The organism is Bowmanella yangjiangensis, from assembly GCF_017255015.1.
Taxonomy (GTDB): domain Bacteria; phylum Pseudomonadota; class Gammaproteobacteria; order Enterobacterales; family Alteromonadaceae; genus Bowmanella; species Bowmanella yangjiangensis.
Genome location: NZ_JAFKCS010000003.1, coordinates 204877 through 223084 on the forward strand (window position 1 = coordinate 204877; position 18208 = coordinate 223084).

Sequence of the window (18208 nt, forward strand, 5' to 3'; positions counted from 1 at the left end):
GATGAGTGATCAATCAGTTAGTGAAAGCAATCTGCAACGCCTGATGATTCAGATCATCATAGTGACTCTGTTTGCCCTACTGATGGCGTTCTTTATCTGGTACCTGAATGACAGTGAAGATGATCTTAAAAAGGTTAGTTTGGATTTGCTGGCTGACGAAATGGCTGAAGCCGTGGTGGGAGCAAAATGGCAATGGGAAGCCGAGGGGCGTCCGGCTCGCATACTGCAGATTCGTTATAACAGTGTAGGTAAAGAAGTGGACAGACGGCCTATCGCCATGAGTCATATAGGCTGGCCGCGGGTTGAGCCCACTAGCGACGGCTGTGCAGGGTTGTGGAAGTCGGTATTGAATGTACCGATGGAAGTGCAGAGCTTTAAGGTTTATGGCGAGTACTTCGACGGTGTAAGCCTGACCGGCAACGCACTGGACAGTACTTGCCGATTCCGTTTGTCCACAGGACCATATTTTGAGTACAGGATTTACACCGGCCAGGTTATTAAGCAATGACTAAGCTGAGGAGCAATTCCGCCAACAAGGGGACGGGAGCAAGATGAAAATGTGCAATCAACAGCGGGGCTTTACCCTAATCGAACTGGTTATTGTGGTGGTGGTACTGGGGCTGCTGGCGGCAGTGGCTTTGCCACGCATGCTGGAAGTGACGGATGATGCACAAAATGCCACGGTAGAAGGTGTGGCGGGTGGTTTTGCTACTGGTGTTGGGCTGATCCGCGCCCAGTGGGAATTGGAAGGGCGTCCGTCAGAAAACAACGGTACGAATAGTACCTTCGTTACCGTAGGCGGCATTCAAATTGGCATCGATAAGAATACTGGCTATCCAAGCGGCGAGTTGGCTAACGACAGCAGTTCCGAAGATGATGCGGTAGGGGATTTAGACTGCGTGAGCATTTTTAACTTAATTATGCAAAGTGCGCCAACCATTACACCTGATTGGAATCAAAAACCTTTTGCAAATTATCGCTACTATACCAGGGCTGGGGATGGTGCGGGCTCGGGCGGTAATGATGTTTGTTACTACTATCTGACCCAGTCGATAAAGAATAAACAAGCTGCGCCCACCGACAATACGGTAGGGGACGGTTTTGTGTATGACCCTCGAATTGGTCAGGTCATAGTTTTTAGTCGCCCTTAATAGGGCCAGGCATACGACACCACTTTCGCCATTGAAGGTGGTGATATAACCTAACAGATATACTAAGAGTTTGTTTTAAAAGGGGTAGGTGATATGAAACAACGTGGTTTTACATTAATTGAGCTGATCATCGTAATCGTTATTCTGGGTATTCTGGCGGTAACCGCCGCGCCTAAGTTTATTGATATTCAGTCGGACGCGAAAGCTGCAACGCTGGATGGTGTAATTGCTTCTATGCAAACAGCGAACTCGATAGTTTATGGGAAGTCTTTGATTGCAGGTAATCAAGGAGTTGCTGAGGCTGGGACTAATGGGCCAACCGTTCAAGTGAACGGCAATCCTGTATTACTGAATTTCGGATATCCTTCGACATCAAATGTTGATTCCAATGCGGCCGCAGATTGGGGGCAACTATTGAATGTTACCGATTTTACTATTGCAGTCGCTACTATTGACGACAACGGTGCTGTTACAGGATCTGCGAACGGTATTGTTGTTTATTCAGGTACCGCGGCGCCCACAGGTACGGCTAACAGATGCTTCGCATTTGTTAAAAATAATCGCACAGCATCTTCTGCTGAGGGCGCGGGAATCATTGTAGGTAAAGTCACCACCGACTGCTAACTTGATGCTTGGATAGGGAACGACCTTGAAAACCGCCGGTTTTACCTTGCTGGAATTGATTATAGTGATCATTGTCCTTGGGGTACTGGCGGTGTCTGCTGCGAGCCGCTTTGCAGGCAAGGACGGCGTGGTGGAATATACCGTGCAGGCACGGGTGGTGGCTGCGCTGCGGAATATGCAGGCCCGTGCTATGCAAGATACCCGGGCTGGTTACTGTTTTCAGATTAATTTCGCTGTAAGCGATTTTGGTCCGCCAGACTATACCCATACCTCTGCAACCCAGGCCGATCTGGCTTATGCGCTAAACGGCGGTGCAAGCCAGGCTGCCAGGACCTGTAGCACTGTGGTCGGGGCTTTTACGCCCGAATATTTGCGCAGTAGCAGTGGCGAACTCACTAGTGAGGGGGTACAACTGTCGGTTTTAGATGGCGCAACTAGCCTTGATCATATTGGCTTTGACAGCTTTGGCCGTCCGGTTAGTAACCAAAATCCAGCTAACCCGCAACCTGTCTGCCAGTCAGCTTGTCAGGTGCAGATTAGCGGCGCTATAACCACTAAGGTCTGTATTGAGCCAGAGGGCTATATCCATGCCTGCCCGTAATTTGGGCTTCACATTGATGGAAATGGTGATTGGTATTACTGCCTTTGCCGTTGCCTTAACCATGATCAGTAGCCTGATTCTGCCTCAGGCCAGTCGTAGTGTTGAACCTATTCTTCAGGCCCGCGCAGCACAACTTGCTCAGTCATTATTAAATGAAATCAGTGGCCGGGCGTTTGACGAGCATTCAGATCGTGCCGGCGGGTTACTGCGCTGCGGAGAAGATGCTGACAGGCCCGAAGACGGTATTCAAGCCGATGAATTGTGCACGCAACCTGCGGCATTAGGTTGTGAAGAAGGCGGGACAAATAAGGATTTGTATGATGATGTGGACGACTATCTTTGTCTGAATGGCTTAAGCGCCGCTGCCATTTTTGACGCAGCGACGGCAGAAGCGTCTTTACTGAGCGAGGACGTAGCGCTTTATCAGGGCTTTGTAGTTGGTGTGCAGGTCTTTTATGACCAAAATATGGACGGCCAGGCGGACGCTGCAATAGGCAATATGAAACTCATCACCCTGACAGTGACAACCCCGATGGGGCAGCCCATGGTGTTTTCCACCTATCGGGGGAACTATTGATATGCGGGCACGAAAACGCGGTTTCACCCTGATGGAAATGGTGGTGGTGATCACCATTTTGGCTGTGGTGTCGTTAGCTGTTTTTAGCTTTATTGGTATGGGTACCCGCATCTATGTGGATGCCGCAGAGCGTGATCAACTGCTAAGTGAAGCACGTTTTGTGGTGGAGCGTTTAAGCCGGGAACTGCGTAATGCTGTACCTAATAGTATTCGTACTCGTCAGGCCAACGCCAACAACAGCCATTGTATTGAGTTCGTGCCAGCCAAATGGAGCGGCTACTATCTGGATGTGCCGGTGGCACCCGAACCGGCAGCATCTGAGGTGAAGGTGTTAACCTTAAGCGGGGGCAGTGACAGCTATAATTTCGTCAATGGCGATCGTTTGTTGGTTTACCCAATTTCATCGGTGAATGTATATAACTCTACTGCTTTGCCCAGGGCTCAATATCCTATCGCGGGGGTGACTGGTCCCGACGCTGATAATCTAATGACTATCAGTTTGGCCTCCAGTATTCAGTTTGCGGCAGACTCTCCCTCTTCGCGATTTTACATAGGCGGTCAACCGGTTGCTTACTGTTTCTGGCGTGAAGGGGGCGAGAGTGACGTCTGGTTGTATCGTTATCAGGGCTATGGTTATCTCTCCAGCCCAACTAATAGCAATACTAATATCGGCCTGATTAAAGCAAGTTTAGCCTCCTTGATGGCAAAAGATGTGCAGCCATACTCATTGGTGACTGCGGAGGATGAGTTACCCTTTAAGGTCAGGCCAGCCACCTTAACCCGAAATGCGCTGGTGCAGATACGGCTGCGCTTTATGCTAAATGAAGAAATTGTCACCTATCATTATGAAGTGCAGGTGCCTAATGTGCCCTGATAAACACAAACAAGGTGGCAGTATGTTAATGATGGCGATGTTCATACTGGTGGTGTTAGCCGGATTGGGATTTGCACTCTCGCGGGTTCTTTCAACCTCCAGCGATACGATTGTCACTGAGGTTTATGGCGTCAGAGCCCTGCAATCTGCCAAAAGCGGTTTAGAAAGCCAGTTAGTCGCCGTTTTTCCGCTCGGCTCAAGTGTGAGTGAACCAGCGGCCTGCCAAACTGATGCACTATTTCAAACCCTTTCTGTGCCGGGGTTAGAAAATTGTGCTTATCTGCGTCGCTGCCAACAAGAGGACTATGCGACCGCTGGTATTCGTCTTTACCAGTTTTCTGTAACGGGGGCCTGCCAGGCTGGTGATGCAGTGATAAGCCGCACCTTGTCTGTTGATGCCAGGGAGGGGCTATGACCCGCTGGCTCAGTTGGTTCTTATTGATGGTGACGTGGCAAGTGTGGGCGGTTGACTACAGTCTGCCTAATGGCCCACTGCCATCCGGTTGTAAAAGAGCCAGTTCGACGGTCACGTGCCCGGCACTCTCTTTAAGCTGGAATGACAGCATTTCAGTGAGCAGTACAAGCAATAGTATTACCCTGAAAATAAACGGTAAAGCCAGTTTTTCTAATGCCAAAGTCAACCAAAGTGGCAGTGCTTCCAGGTTAACCATTGAGGTTGCGGGTAATCTCACTTCAGGGTCTGATTTTCGGGCTAATGCCAATATCACAGTCGCAAAAGCGGCAGATTTTGGTTATGCCAATAAAGTGGTTGGTAATATCTCCGCACAGACTATCCAGACAAGTTCCAGCAGTTCGTTTAGTGGTGATATGAATGCCACTAGTATTGATACGGCATCTGACAACCAGATTACGGGTAACCTGACCGCGAGCATTATTGAACTGGGTTCGAGTAATACCCTGGTTGGGGGGCTATACGGCGGAACAATAGTTACCGGTTCAGCCAACAAAATCACAGGACCGATTCAAGGGGCAGATGTCACCATTAGCTCCAGTAGCAGCCGCATAGAAGGTGATATCTTTGCCAGTGACGAGCTGCTGATTGGCAGTGGCACCACAGTGATTGGTGATTTAACCGCATACCGTATTGATACGGTTAGCGCGGTGTACTTGAGCGGTGAGGTTACCTCCACTACCAGCTTCACACTAGCTAGCGGCAGTAGTCTTACGGGGAATGTTGTTGCACCTGTAGTAGATATTAAACCCTCAAATGTTGCTGTGTATGGCGACATCCTGGCGAGCACGTCATTAACCATTGGCAGCAGTGGCAGCGTTTACGGCAATATTGAAACCGGTCAGGCGATTTTGAAGTCTTCTAACGCATTCGTGGACGGCAATATTGTAGCTGACTCCCTGGTGGTGGTGGATTGGGGGGGGCGGGTCACCGGTGATGTTACCGCCAGTCATATCACCAACAATGGCACCATCGACGGAGGAGTCTACTGTGATTCCTCGGATGGTTACACCCCCACCAGTTGCAGTTCACCTGCGGCTCAGGTGCACCATTTCCTGCTTAGTCACAATGGTTTAATGGCCACGTGTGAGAGCCAATACCCTGTGAATGTAATTGCCTGCGGAGATGCTGCCTGTACGACACAGGCCGAGATTACCGCCACGGTGGAAGTCGCTGAAAAAGACGGTAAGCTTGCCTCGGTCGTTGCAAGTTTTAATAACAGCAGCCAGGCCAATGTAGTGATGGTTATTGACCCACAGGCCCTTTATCCGGCAACTTTTGAGCTCAGCTCCGGTGCTATTAGCGGCACTATTCCGTCAAATACGCTAGCCTGCGTAAAAGGCCAAACCGGCCAAGCTTGTCAGTTTACTGTCAAAGACAGTCTGTTGCGCTTTGTGCGGAAGAACACCAGTGATACCGCGCTTAGCCATCAGGTGGCTGGTGTGGCGTTTGAATTAGATGTGCAAGCTATTACCACCGATGCGGAATCCGGGTTTTGTAACGCTGCACTGACCAACAATCAGGCACTTTCCATTGATCTTGGCTGTCAGGATCCTGGTACGTGCAGCAGCGGCAATTGGCTGACCGTAAATAATGTTTCACTGGGTGATGCACCGGGTACAATCCAGGCCGATTTTGGTAATACAGGGCAAGCTACTTTAAATGTACGTTTTGATGATGCCGGAAAGATCACCTTGGCCGCCGCGACCACCAGTAACAACAGCAGCAAACAACTGAGTGGTACCTCATCTGCCTTTGCCGTAAAGCCAGCCGCCGTGGCCATTGAGGTGAAAAATGCCAGCGGCAACAGCAGTTCATTCAGCGGCGCGTATCACGAGGGGGGCGTGTTTGCCAAAGCTGGGGAAGCATTCAGCGTAAAATTGAGTGCCTTGAATGCGCTGGGTGGCACCACAAATAACTTCGGCAATGAAGCCGCGCCGAGAAAACTGGTGATTGTCGGCCATGAACTACTGGCACCAACGCCGGGGGAAAGCGGCAATCTGACTAATCAGGCCGCTTTTACCAAAGTGAATACTACTTCTGGGGTGTTTGAAAACCTCAATGTCAGCTTTTCTGAAGTGGGCGTGATTCGCGTGAGTGTTGATGTTGACCAGGACTATCTGGGCGCAGGGAAAATATTACCCTTAAGTCAAAGTGAACCTATCGGTCGTTTTGTTCCGGCTTACTTTGCCCTGACCGATGATAGCATTACCCCGGCGTGCGGATTGGTAGGGGAGACACCCGCGCCATTTACCTATATGGGGCAGGGTTTTGGGCTAACGGCTAATATCGTCGCCAAGAATACTGCTGGTACCACCACACAGAACTACATGGGGCCGTTTGCCAAATCAGCCAATCTGGCCCTTATGGCTTATGAAGGTGAAGTGCTAAGCGACAGATTGTTGCCAAATGAGTTGGACACCCTATGGGATAAAGGAATAGCAGGGATTGATGCAAATATTGTGTTTTCACGGGGAACCAGTGCTGATGGGCCTTATGATGCATTATTGTTGGGGATCAGCATCAATGACAGTGACATGGTAGCCATGCAAAATGTGCATACTGACTTGTCTCCGGCGCAAAATATTGCCAGTGGTTCTCCAATGAAAATACGCTACGGTAGGGCCACATTACTCAATACTTTCGGGCCTGAAACAGAAAACTTACCTCTGCCTTTGGTTGTGCAGTACTTTGATCGAGCTAGTAATCAGTGGCTGACCAACGAATTGGATAACTGCTCTGTATTCAATGCCGGTGAATTGTCGATTCTGAGCAAAACACCATCAGGCATCCTTACAACGCCTGCGGGCAGTGGCACAGTGTTAAGCGGACAACCGCTATTACCTAGCGCGGGTTTTATACTCAGCCCAACCAATATGCAGGGCGAGATTTCATTGCAATGGCAAACACCCTTTAGCTGGCTTTTATTTGACTGGCAAAATTCTGGCATCCAGGAAGGCCCTAAAGCCAAGGCAAGCTTTGGCCAGTTCCGTGGTAATGACCGTTTAATTTTTCAACGCGAGGTATTTCCCTAAGCTCTGCCACTGGTTTTAGTTGGCATAAAAATCGTAAATTTGCCGCTTTGCGGCCCTGTCTGACCCCAAAAGGGAATTTTTCTTGCTTTTTTATACCTAATGCCTTGTCCACACAACTTGTGCAGGGGCGGGGGCATTGGTAAAGTTAACCAGTTTGTCGTAAATGCTAAATTTAGCCCCATTTTCGTTAAATGGCGGCAGTTAAGGACCGGGTCAGTACATGTTCAAAAAGCTTCGCGGAATGTTTTCCAATGACTTATCTATCGACCTGGGTACAGCCAACACCCTTATTTATGTAAAAAACCAAGGCATAGTGCTGAATGAACCCTCTGTGGTGGCCATTCGTCAGGAGCGTGCCGGAGGTCCAAAGAGTGTAGCAGCGGTGGGCAGTGAGGCCAAACGCATGCTGGGTCGTACCCCGGGCAACATCAAGGCCATCCGGCCGATGAAGGACGGTGTGATCGCCGACTTCTATGTTACCGAAAAGATGTTGCAGCACTTTATTAAACAAGTGCATGACAATAATTTCCTTCGCCCCAGCCCGCGTGTGCTGGTGTGTGTACCTTGTGGTTCAACTCAGGTGGAACGTCGTGCTATTCGTGAATCTGCACTGGGCGCGGGTGCTCGTGAGGTGTTTCTGATTGACGAACCTATGGCAGCGGCTATTGGTTCAGGTTTGCCGGTATCAGAAGCAACAGGTTCAATGGTAGTCGATATCGGTGGTGGTACTACGGAAGTCGCGATTATCTCATTGAACGGGGTGGTGTATTCCTCTTCAGTGCGTATCGGTGGTGATAAGTTTGATGAAGCTATTATCAACTACATTCGTCGTAACTTCGGCTCCTTGATTGGTGAAGCTACCGCAGAGCGTATCAAGCATGAGATTGGCGCGGCCTATCCGGGCGAGGAAGTCCGTGAAATCGAAGTGCGTGGTCGTAATCTGGCAGAAGGGGTACCGAGAAGCTTTACCCTGAATTCCAATGAGATATTGGAAGCGCTGCAAGAGCCGCTGACCGGCATAGTGTCGGCCGTTATGGTGGCATTGGAGCAGTCTCCACCTGAACTGGCCTCAGATATTTCTGAACGCGGTATGGTGTTGACCGGTGGTGGCGCTTTGCTGAAAGATTTGGATCGTCTGCTGATGGAAGAAACCGGTATTCCGGTGGTAATCGCCGATGACCCGCTTACCTGTGTCGCCAGAGGTGGTGGTAAGGCTTTAGAGATGATCGATATGCACGGCGGCGACCTGTTCAGCTACGAATAATAGGTTAATTAGAGGCGGCGTAAGCCGCCCACTCGTTTTTAGGCGTCTGTCTTGGATACTATTTTTTCCCGCGGTCCGTCACTGACCAGCAGACTGGTGCTTGCCAGTGTGCTGTCTGTGTTGCTTATCATCCTGGACGGCAAATTGGATACCTTCAGCAATGTCAGGGTGTACTTAAACTCCCTGGTCAGCCCTCTGCAATATATGGCTAATCTACCCGGCGAAGTGCTAAGCCAGAGCGCCCGGGCGTTAACCACTCAGCGTCAGCTACTGGAAGATAATGCCCAGCTCACTCGTCAAAATATTCTGATGAGTGAGCAATTGCAGCGTTTTTCAGTGTTGGAGCAAGAAAACGAACGATTGCGCACTTTGCTCGGTTCGCCAGTGCGCCCCGATGTGCGCAAAATTGTGGCCGAGCTGATGGCGGTTGATAACAACCCCTACAGCCACCAGATCGTAATTAACAAAGGCACCTTGCAAGGTGTGTATGAAGGGCAACCGGTGCTGGATGATAAAGGTATCGTTGGCCAGGTGATGCAGGTAGGCACTACCACTAGTCGGGTATTGCTGATTGCCGACGTTACCCATGCTGTGCCGGTTAGAGTGTTGCGTAACAACGTAAGGCTGGTGGCTTCTGGTTCGGGGCAGTTGAACCGACTGGTTATCAACCATGTGCCGCACAGTACCGATATTGAACCTGGCGATGTACTGGTTTCTTCCGGCTTAGGGCAAGTTTTTCCAGAAGGTTATCCGGTTGGGCGCATCGTTGATGTCATACGTGACGAAACCCGTCCATTCGCTGTGATTCGTGCCGTGCCTGCTGCACAGTTGGACAGATTGAAGTACCTGTTATTGCTGTGGCCACATGATGCACCGCAGGGGCCGGTTGAACAAGGAGAGGTCGTTGATGCGCCTCAGTCTTAAACATTGGGCCATTGCCATCAGTTTGTTGGTGGCGCAGATGCTGCAAATTATGCCGATGCCTATTATGGTCGACCCCTACCGACCCGACTGGGTGTTGCTGGTATTAGGCTATTGGACCTTGGCTTTACCGCAGCGAGTGAATGTCGGCGTGGCCTTTATCAACGGTCTGGTATTGGATATTTTACTCGGCACAGCGCTTGGCATTCATAGTCTAGCGCTCAGTCTGGTGGTCTTTATCCTGGCTGCCAACTACCAGCGCCTGCGCAACTATTCAGTGTGGCAGCAGGCCTTTATGATTGGCCTGTTGGCGGCGCTTTATCACCTGGTGATATTCTGGCTGCAGCACATGCTGACCGATATTTATTTCCTGTTCGATTATTTATGGCCAGTCTTTACCACCATGCTGTTTTGGCCATGGTGTTTTATGATTCTGCGCAAGGCGCGCAGACAACTTAAGGTAAGCTGATATGCTGATTTTAGCTTCCGCCTCTCCCCGTCGTGCCGAGTTGTTAACCCAACTGCAGGTACCGTTCAAACAGATCAGTATCGACCTTGATGAGTCGGTTAGAAGTGGTGAAGAGCCTCGGGACTATGTTGTTAGGTTAGCCCGGGCCAAAGCCGAAGCTGGTTGGCGACAAGCAGGGCATGTAGATCCGGTACTTGGCTCTGATACGGCAGTGGTATGTCAAAATAAAATCCTCGGCAAGCCGCAAGACCAGGCCGACTTTAAGCGCATGTTTGCCTTACTGTCCGGTGCCCATCACCAGGTAATGACGGCGGTGGCGCTGCGCAGCGATCGCGGATTGCAGCACAGGTTGGTGCTGACGGATGTCAGTTTTAAAGTGGTAACCCCTGAAGAAATGGAATGGTACTGGCAATCCGGTGAACCACAGGATAAAGCCGGAGGTTACGGCATTCAGGGGCTGGCTGGTCGGTTTGTCACACGTATTCAGGGCAGTTACAGTGCGGTGGTCGGGTTACCTCTGTATGAAACTGCCGAATTGCTAAAGGAGCAACATCTGTTATGAGTGCCGAGCTGTTGATCAACGTTACCCCATCGGAGTCCAGGGTTGCCCTGATCGAAAATGGCATCTTGCAGGAAATCCACGTAGAGCGACATACCAAAAAAGGACTTGTAGGGAATATATATCGCGGCAAGGTCAGCCGGGTGTTACCTGGGATGCAAGCAGCCTTTGTGGATATCGGTTTGGACAAAGCGGCTTTCCTACATGCATCAGACATCGTTATTCATAACGAGTTGGTGGGGGAAGTATCAGAGAGTCATTTGTCCAAGCAAGATATTCGTGAACTGGTGCGAGACGGTCAGGACATCGTAGTGCAGGTGGTGAAAGATCCTATCGGCACTAAAGGTGCCCGTTTAACCACGGACATTACCTTACCCTCACGTTATCTGGTGTTTATGCCCAGTGTTGCCCACGTTGGCGTATCGCAGCGCATTGAAGACGAGGCCGAGCGAGAGCGTCTCAAGCTACTAGTGCAGGAGCTTTGCAGCGAAGACGGTGGATTTATCCTGCGCACTGCGGCTGAAGGAGTTGGAGAGAGTGAGTTACAGCAGGATGCTGAGTTTCTCAAACGCCTGTGGGCAAAAGTGCAGCAACGCATGAAAAAACGCAAATCCAACGTACTTTATGAGGATTTGCCACTAGCACGTCGCGTATTGCGGGACTTTGTCGGCACCCAGCTTGACCGTATTCGTATAGATTCAAAACTGGCATTCAGTGAGCTGCAAAGCTTCACCAAGGAATATGCCCCTGAGTTGCACGAGCTGCTGGAATATTACCAGGGCGAGCGACCTATCTTTGACTTGTATGATGTGGAAAACGAAGCACAGCGTGCGCTGGAGCGGCGAGTTGAGTTGAAGTCGGGTGGGTATTTGATCATCGACCAGACCGAAGCCATGACCACTATTGATATCAATACCGGGGCTTTTGTTGGACATCGTAATCTGGAAGAGACGATTTTCAATACCAACATTGAAGCCACCGCCGCCATTGCCAGACAGCTTAGGCTACGTAATCTGGGTGGCATTATTATCATCGACTTTATTGATATGACCGACCTGGATCACCAGCGTCGGGTGTTACACAGTCTGGAAGTGGCGACCGGCAAAGACCGGGCTAAGATCAACATTCATGGCTTTACCGCCCTGGGTCTGGTTGAGATGACCCGCAAAAGAACTCGCGAAAGTTTGGAACATATCCTCTGTGGCGAGTGTCCAGTATGTAAGGGGCGCGGTTCCATTAAAACTGTGGAAACTATTTGCTTTGAAATTATGCGTGAAATAGTGCGGGTAAACCGCGCCTATGATGCAGACAAATTTGTGGTTTATGCCTCGCCAGCGGTCGCCGATGCGCTGCTGGGGGAAGAGTCGCATATGCTGGCCGAGTTGGAAGTGTTTGTCTCCAGACAGATAAAGGTACAAACGGAACCCTTGTACAATCAGGACAAATACGACGTGGTGATGATGTAGCCGACTCAGTATGGCAATAGAAACCTAATGAATGATAAGGCTTATGCCGACGGACAATGACTCAAGCGGTTAACCAGGAGGGTAATTCGTAGCGCGTTGTTGTCTGTATATTGAACGATTGAATTGCAGTGAAAAAGCCGGTTTATTATCTGTCCTACATATTGCGCAAGTTGTGGACGCTGAGCGCCGTGCTGCTGGTTACCCTGGCGGTATTGCTCAGCGTGTTGCGGTATAGCCTGCCGTATATGGATAGCAAGAAACACTGGCTGGAAGACTATATCAGCCAGGAGTACGGCACCGATCTAAAAATCGGCAGCATTAGTGCTGTCTGGAAAGGCACCGGCCCGGCTATTGTGCTACGTAACGTTGCCCTGAATCATCAAAGTAACTCACCCATTCAACTTAATATTCGTGAAACCCAGATAGAACTGGATTTTTGGGGTTCTATTCAGAACGGCAAAATCCAGTCTCAGCGCTTCAATTTGGATGGTTTAACCCTGTCACTGGATATTCCGCGTTTAGAGTCGGGCGAAAGTGAATACCCTGTGGTGGATGCACTGCAGGAATTGTTTCTAGAACAACTGCAGCGCTTCTCCATCAATGACAGTGACTTGTTTCTGGCCACCGAGCAGGAACGTCAACATATCCAGATCCAGCAGCTCAGTTGGTTAAATCAGGCTCAGCGTCACCAAGGCACAGGTCTGATGCGCGTGGCTGAGCTTACACGCAATTCAGCCCGTTTTATTCTGGATTTGCGTGGGGGAAGAGACAATCTAAGCGGTACTTTTCACGCTGATGCCAAAGAGTTGGATATCTCCCCTTGGCTGGCGCAATTTAATCCTAGTCAGCGGGAACTAGCCAGTGGCCGTTTAAATTTCTCATTGTGGGCGGAAATCCGTGATTCCCAGCCTGTGTCGATGCAGGCAAATTTCAGCGATAGCCAATTGCGTTTTAAGGGTAAACAGCCAGCCAGTCTGCGAATTGCAAAAGGCACATTGCGCGCCGAACCTGATGTCAACGGCTGGCGCTTTGCCTTGCAGCAGGCCGAACTACTTAGCAATGAAGAACAGCGTTTAACCCTGGACCTACAAGGCTATGCCAGTGACAACGGGGAATATCTGCTACGTAGCTCGGATTTACAATTAGCCGAGTTGTCCCCCGTGCTGTCAGGCTTTATCAGTGAACAGCAGGCTGATTGGCTGGAGGGTATGTCTCCGCAAGGCAAACTGACGCACATGGCACTACTGGCCAGTGATGAAGTGGTGGCGGCAACCTTGTCCTTTAGCGATCTGGAGTTGGCGGCAGCGCAACATATGCCTGGAGTGAGTGGCCTGCAGGGAAGATTTGACTGGGTTAATGGGCAAGGTCGGTTGTCGTTAACCGGTCATGATGGTTACCTGCTGACGGATGGGCTGCTGGATAGTCGGCTGGCATTCGATGGCCTGGATGCCGATCTCTACATCCAACAGGATGACAACGGCACCATTCTCACACTGCCGAAATTGGCCTTCAGCTCTGATGTCGTCACTTTTAATCAGGCAGTTCGATATAACAGCCAGGATGGTGAGCTGACACTGGTCACGCAGGTGGAAGGCCTGACCGTAGCAGACGCCAAAAAGTTGTTTCCCGGCGAATTGATGGGGCAGAACACCAAAAGCTATCTTGACCATGCGCTGGTGTCGGGCAGGGTAAAACAGGCAAGCCTGCTTTGGCATGGTGTTCCTGCCAATTATCCTTTTGCTGATAACAGTGGCATTTTCCAGGCCCAGGTCGAATTGCATGACAGCGAGTTTCTATTTGATGATGACTGGCCAGCACTGACCGAATTATCCATGCAGTTGTTGTTTGAAAACAAAGGCCTGTGGATGGACAGCAGCAAAGGTAAGTTGCGTAATCTTAAGGTTGGGCATGTGAGTGCTGTAATTCCTGAACTCAGGGATGACTCGGTGCTGACTATCAGTCTACAAGACAACGCCTTAGGCAGTGATGTTACCGATTTAATGCTCAACAGCGAATTGGCCAGTTCCGTGGGCGCTGCGCTCAAAGAAGTGCAAATTGAAGGGGAGTTGAAGGCCGAACTGGAGCTGACTATCCCCCTCAGCGGCAAGGATGTGGTCGCGCGGGGCAAGGTTGGCTTTAACAACAACAAAGTCAGTGTGCAGAGCCTAAAACTGGATATGCTGAAAACCCGCGGCGAGCTAACCTTCGTTAATGACAAGATTACTGCTAGAGATTTACAAACTGAGTTGCTCGGTCAGCCTACCACTATTTCGTTGCAGGGCCAGCAGCGCACTGATGGCTATCAAACCCAAATACAGCTTAACGGTGAGTGGAACTGGCATCAGTTTTTGTTGGCGCAGCATCCGGGTTTAGAACCCTTCGTGGCTGGCGTTTCTCCCTGGCATGCAGATTTAACTCTGACGCTGCCGGAGCAGGGTTATCAATATGAATTTAACTTGCAGTCGGACATGCTCAATGTGGTGTCCGAATTACCAGCGCCCTTTGCCAAAGGCGCTGGCATGGACATGCCGCTGCATCTGGATGTGAGCGGCGACCAACAGGTCTCCAATGTACGAATGCAACTAGGCAATGCGGTGCGTTTTAATGGCCTGCTACCGCATCAGGAAATGCGTTTCTCAAGAGCCCATTTGGCATTGGGTGAGAGTAGTTTCGCCGGTATGGGCAACGGATTCAGTATTTCGGCCAATCTTCCTTTTATTAGTGTTGAGCAGTGGCACAGTGCAATTGCGGCTCTGTTGTCGCTACCGTCCGAAAAAGAAGGGCTGTTTCCGGTACCCGAACGGATATTTGTTAATGCTCAGAGCTTAGATGTGCTGGGGTTGGTACTGAATCAGACTGAGGTGAATTTTAAGCATTCTGACTTAGCCTGGTTGGCCACCCTCAATGCAAAACAAGGTCGTGCGGAGATTGAGATAGGTCATGACTGGCTGGAGCGCGGCATCAGTATTCAGGCCGACTATCTGACCCTGCCTGCCTGGCAAACGTCTGAGCAGTCGAGAGAGCCTGATTTCAGTCAGTTTCCCCCTCTGTTGATTGAGTGTCAGCGCTGCAGTTATATGGATTATGAGCTAGGGCAGGTGAGCATCAAGCTCAGTCGCGCCGAGCAGGGTATGAAGATTGACCGACTGGATATGAAGTTACCGGACAGCCGCATTAGTGCCATGGGTAACTGGTATATCGGTGAAACCGGCAGCAGTACTAAACTCACCGGTAATCTGGAGAGTAAGGACTTCGGCGCGCTGCTGAAACATTTTAAATTTGATGCAGGTATAAGGGACTCTGGTGCCAGGATGGACTTTGATCTGAGTTGGCAACAAGCACCCTACCAGTTCAACTACGCTACGCTGAATGGCGATGTGAAGTGGGGGCTTACCGATGGCTATTTGAGCGAAGTGAGTGACAAAGGTGCCCGTTTGTTCTCGATTCTCAGTTTGGAATCACTGGTCCGTAAGTTGACCCTGGATTTTCGTGATGTGTTTGCCAAGGGATTCTTCTACGACAAGATGAACGGTACTTTTCAGGTCAGAGACGGAAAAGTGCACACCGAAGACACCAGTATTGACGGTGCAGCAGGCAAAATGGTGCTGGCTGGCTACACCGACCTGAATAATAAGCAGCTTGATTATCGCATTGGTTTTACACCAAAAGTGACTTCCAGCTTGCCGGTTATTCTCGCCTGGATGGTCAATCCAGCCACGGCTTTAGCGGCGTTTGCCCTGGATGAGGTGCTCACCTCCGCCAAGGTTATTTCCAATATCGAATACTCGCTTAGCGGTACCCTGGACGAACCTGTGTTGCAGGAGCTGGGGCGCGACAGTCGTGAAGTGCAATTGCCAGCTAAAGCCAAGCCTAACGAGCCTGCGCCACAACCTCCGCAATTGCCTGTTGAGGAAACATCCAATGGTTAATCTGGCTGCGATTCAGCTGGTTTCGTCTCCTGACCCGCTAGAGAATCTGACCGAAGTGGCCAGACAGTTGCAGGGACTGGATAAGTCTTCACCTTGTTTGATAGTGCTGCCAGAGTGTTTTGCTTGTTTTGGCGGTAGCGACAAAGCACAGATGGACATGGCTGAAACCTTGGGTGAGGGACCGGTGCAAAGTGCATTAGCTGAGCTGGCTATCCAGCACGGCGTTTGGTTGGTAGCAGGTACCTTGCCAATCAAAGTACCCGGCAAAGAGAAATTCAGTGCCTCAAGTTTGCTGTTTGCACCCAGTGGCGAGGTGTTTGCCCACTATCGCAAAATTCATCTTTTTGATGTGCAGGTCGCAGATGGCACACGCACTTATCTGGAGTCCAGGTACACTCAACCTGGTGATGAATTGGTGGTTGCAGATACGCCACTGGGGCGGATTGGTATGGCGGTGTGCTATGATCTGCGTTTTGCAGGGCTGTTTCAGGCCATGGGTGAACTGGACATTTTAGTGTTACCCGCTGCATTCACACAGGTAACGGGTGAAGCCCATTGGTGGCCGTTACTCAGGGCCCGAGCCATTGAAAAACAATGCTTTGTGGTGGCCGCCGGGCAAGGCGGTGAGCATGCCAATGGACGCGAGACTTATGGTCACTCCACGGTTATCTCTCCCTGGGGTGACGTGTTGACCAGCCTGGCCAAGGGCCCGGGGTTGGTGCAGGCACGGGTTGATTTTGACCAAATGCACGAGATACGTAGAAATATGCCAGTTGGGCAGCACAACCAATTCAGGAGCAAACTGATTGAATTCAATAGTTGAGCGGAATCTACTGTCAGCATCTGAGCTGACACAAGCTGATCTGCAAGAGGCCTTGGGCCTGATTTACCAGCACGATAATGATTTTGCTGACCTGTATTTTCAATCCAGCCAGCATGAAAGTTGGGTGCTGGAAGACGGCATTATTAAAGAAGGCAGCTACAACATTGAGCGTGGTGTCGGTGTTCGGGCCGTGAGCGGCGAGAAAACCGGTTTTGCCTATTCAGATGAAATTTCCAGACAAGCTTTGCATCAGGCTTGTCAGGCAGCACGCAGCATTACCAGGCAAGGTGGCAATCATCAGGTAAAAGCATTCTCTGCCGCCAAGTCGCAGAAGGCGTTGTATGAAGGTCGCAACCCCATTTTAGACCTGTCGGATCAGGATAAAATCAACTTGCTGAAAAGCATGGATGCCTATGTACGCCAGCAGGAGCCTGACATTAGTCAGGTGGTAGTGAGCATCAGTGGTGTATATGAAGAAGTACTGGTGGCGGCTACCGATGGCACGCTAAATACCGATATTCGCCCCTTAGTTAGACTCAACTGTTCAGTATTAATCGAAAAGAATGGCCGCCGGGAACGCGGTAGTGCCGGTATGGGCGGGCGTTATGCTTATGCCAGATTCCTGGAACTGGAGCAGGGCATTCCCCGTTACCAGCAACTTGCTGACGAAGCTTTGCATATGGCCAGGGTGAATATGCAGGCTGTTGATGCCCCAGCCGGTCTAATGCCGGTTGTACTTGGCAGCGGCTGGCCTGGGGTACTTCTGCATGAAGCCGTTGGTCATGGTCTGGAAGGCGATTTTAACCGTAAGGGCTCTTCTACCTTTAGTGGCCGTATTGGTCAGCAAGTCGCTGCCAAAGGAGTTACTGTAGTGGACGATGGCACCATGGCTGAACGCCGCGGTTCCCTCAGCATCGACGATGAAGGCAATCCGAGTCAGTATAACGTGTTAATCGAAGATGGCATCCTTAAGGGCTACATGCAGGATAAGCTGAATGCGCGTCTGATGGGCGTGCCGGTAACAGGTAATGGCCGTCGCGAGTCTTATGCGCATTTACCTATGCCAAGAATGACCAACACCTATATGCTGGGTGGTGAATACGAGCCGGAAGAAATTATCAGCACCATTAAAAAAGGCATTTATGCCCCTAACTTTGGTGGCGGTCAGGTAGATATCACCTCAGGTAAGTTTGTTTTCTCAACCTCTGAGGCTTACCTGATTGAGAACGGCAAAATTACCACCCCGGTAAAAGGCGCTACCCTTATTGGTAACGGCCCACAGGTGATGCAGAAGGTCTCGATGATAGGCAATGATATGAGCCTCGATCGCGGTGTTGGCGTGTGCGGCAAAGACGGCCAGAGCGTGCCGGTGGGGGTTGGTCAGCCAACCCTGAAAGTTGATGAGCTTACCGTCGGCGGTACGGCATAAAAAAGGGCGGCAAT

Annotated in this window: 16 protein-coding genes; all 16 read left to right on the forward strand. The window is 50.5% G+C overall.

The window, feature by feature from the left end:
- Position 1 precedes the first annotated feature (1 nt).
- The gene (locus tag J0A65_RS05400; protein WP_206593105.1) at positions 2-508 is read left to right on the forward strand and encodes a hypothetical protein; all 507 of its coding nucleotides are present in this window, start codon (positions 2-4) and stop codon (positions 506-508) included.
- Between the two features lie 43 nt (positions 509-551).
- Positions 552-1151: a prepilin-type N-terminal cleavage/methylation domain-containing protein gene (locus J0A65_RS05405; protein WP_206593106.1), complete on the forward strand. Its 600-nt coding sequence runs from the start codon at positions 552-554 to the stop codon at positions 1149-1151.
- Between the two features lie 93 nt (positions 1152-1244).
- Positions 1245-1775, forward strand: coding sequence for a prepilin-type N-terminal cleavage/methylation domain-containing protein (locus J0A65_RS27635; protein WP_206593107.1), 531 nt, complete (start codon positions 1245-1247; stop codon positions 1773-1775).
- A 25-nt stretch (positions 1776-1800) separates the two neighbouring features.
- On the forward strand, positions 1801-2376 hold the full coding sequence (locus tag J0A65_RS05415) for a type II secretion system protein (protein WP_206593108.1): 576 nt from the start codon (positions 1801-1803) through the stop codon (positions 2374-2376).
- Complete coding sequence (locus J0A65_RS05420) at positions 2363-2953, forward strand: type IV pilus modification PilV family protein (protein WP_206593109.1); 591 nt, start codon at positions 2363-2365, stop codon at positions 2951-2953. Before J0A65_RS05415 ends, J0A65_RS05420 begins: the two co-directional genes overlap by 14 nt.
- Position 2954: 1 nt before the next feature.
- Positions 2955-3827 carry a type II secretion system protein gene (locus J0A65_RS05425; protein WP_206593110.1) on the forward strand — a complete coding sequence of 291 codons (873 nt, stop codon included), beginning with the start codon at positions 2955-2957 and terminating at the stop codon, positions 3825-3827.
- The gene (locus J0A65_RS05430) at positions 3817-4242 is read left to right on the forward strand and encodes a type II secretory pathway protein (protein WP_206593111.1); all 426 of its coding nucleotides are present in this window, start codon (positions 3817-3819) and stop codon (positions 4240-4242) included. Before J0A65_RS05425 ends, J0A65_RS05430 begins: the two co-directional genes overlap by 11 nt.
- A complete protein-coding gene (locus J0A65_RS05435) occupies positions 4239-7334 on the forward strand; it encodes a polymer-forming cytoskeletal protein (protein ID WP_206593112.1) in 3096 nt (1031 codons plus the stop codon). The genes J0A65_RS05430 and J0A65_RS05435 overlap by 4 nt, the downstream gene beginning before the upstream one ends.
- Before the next feature lie 220 nt (positions 7335-7554).
- The gene (locus J0A65_RS05440) at positions 7555-8598 is read left to right on the forward strand and encodes a rod shape-determining protein (RefSeq protein WP_102794482.1); all 1044 of its coding nucleotides are present in this window, start codon (positions 7555-7557) and stop codon (positions 8596-8598) included.
- A 51-nt stretch (positions 8599-8649) separates the two neighbouring features.
- Complete coding sequence (gene mreC / locus J0A65_RS05445; protein WP_206593113.1) at positions 8650-9522, forward strand: rod shape-determining protein MreC; 873 nt, start codon at positions 8650-8652, stop codon at positions 9520-9522.
- Positions 9506-9988: a rod shape-determining protein MreD gene (mreD, locus tag J0A65_RS05450; RefSeq protein ID WP_206593114.1), complete on the forward strand. Its 483-nt coding sequence runs from the start codon at positions 9506-9508 to the stop codon at positions 9986-9988. The genes mreC and mreD overlap by 17 nt, the downstream gene beginning before the upstream one ends.
- A gap of 1 nt (position 9989) precedes the next feature.
- Positions 9990-10550 (forward strand): Maf family protein, encoded by a 561-nt coding sequence (locus tag J0A65_RS05455; RefSeq protein ID WP_206593115.1) that lies wholly within the window; start codon positions 9990-9992, stop codon positions 10548-10550.
- Positions 10547-12013, forward strand: coding sequence for a ribonuclease G (gene rng / locus J0A65_RS05460; protein WP_206593116.1), 1467 nt, complete (start codon positions 10547-10549; stop codon positions 12011-12013). Before J0A65_RS05455 ends, rng begins: the two co-directional genes overlap by 4 nt.
- 128 nt (positions 12014-12141) lie before the next feature.
- Positions 12142-15942 carry a YhdP family protein gene (locus J0A65_RS05465; protein WP_206593117.1) on the forward strand — a complete coding sequence of 1267 codons (3801 nt, stop codon included), beginning with the start codon at positions 12142-12144 and terminating at the stop codon, positions 15940-15942.
- The gene (locus J0A65_RS05470) at positions 15935-16765 is read left to right on the forward strand and encodes a carbon-nitrogen hydrolase family protein (RefSeq protein ID WP_206593118.1); all 831 of its coding nucleotides are present in this window, start codon (positions 15935-15937) and stop codon (positions 16763-16765) included. The genes J0A65_RS05465 and J0A65_RS05470 overlap by 8 nt, the downstream gene beginning before the upstream one ends.
- Entirely contained in the window at positions 16749-18194 is a 1446-nt protein-coding gene (gene tldD / locus J0A65_RS05475; protein WP_206593119.1) for a metalloprotease TldD, read from the forward strand. Before J0A65_RS05470 ends, tldD begins: the two co-directional genes overlap by 17 nt.
- Positions 18195-18208 lie beyond the last annotated feature (14 nt).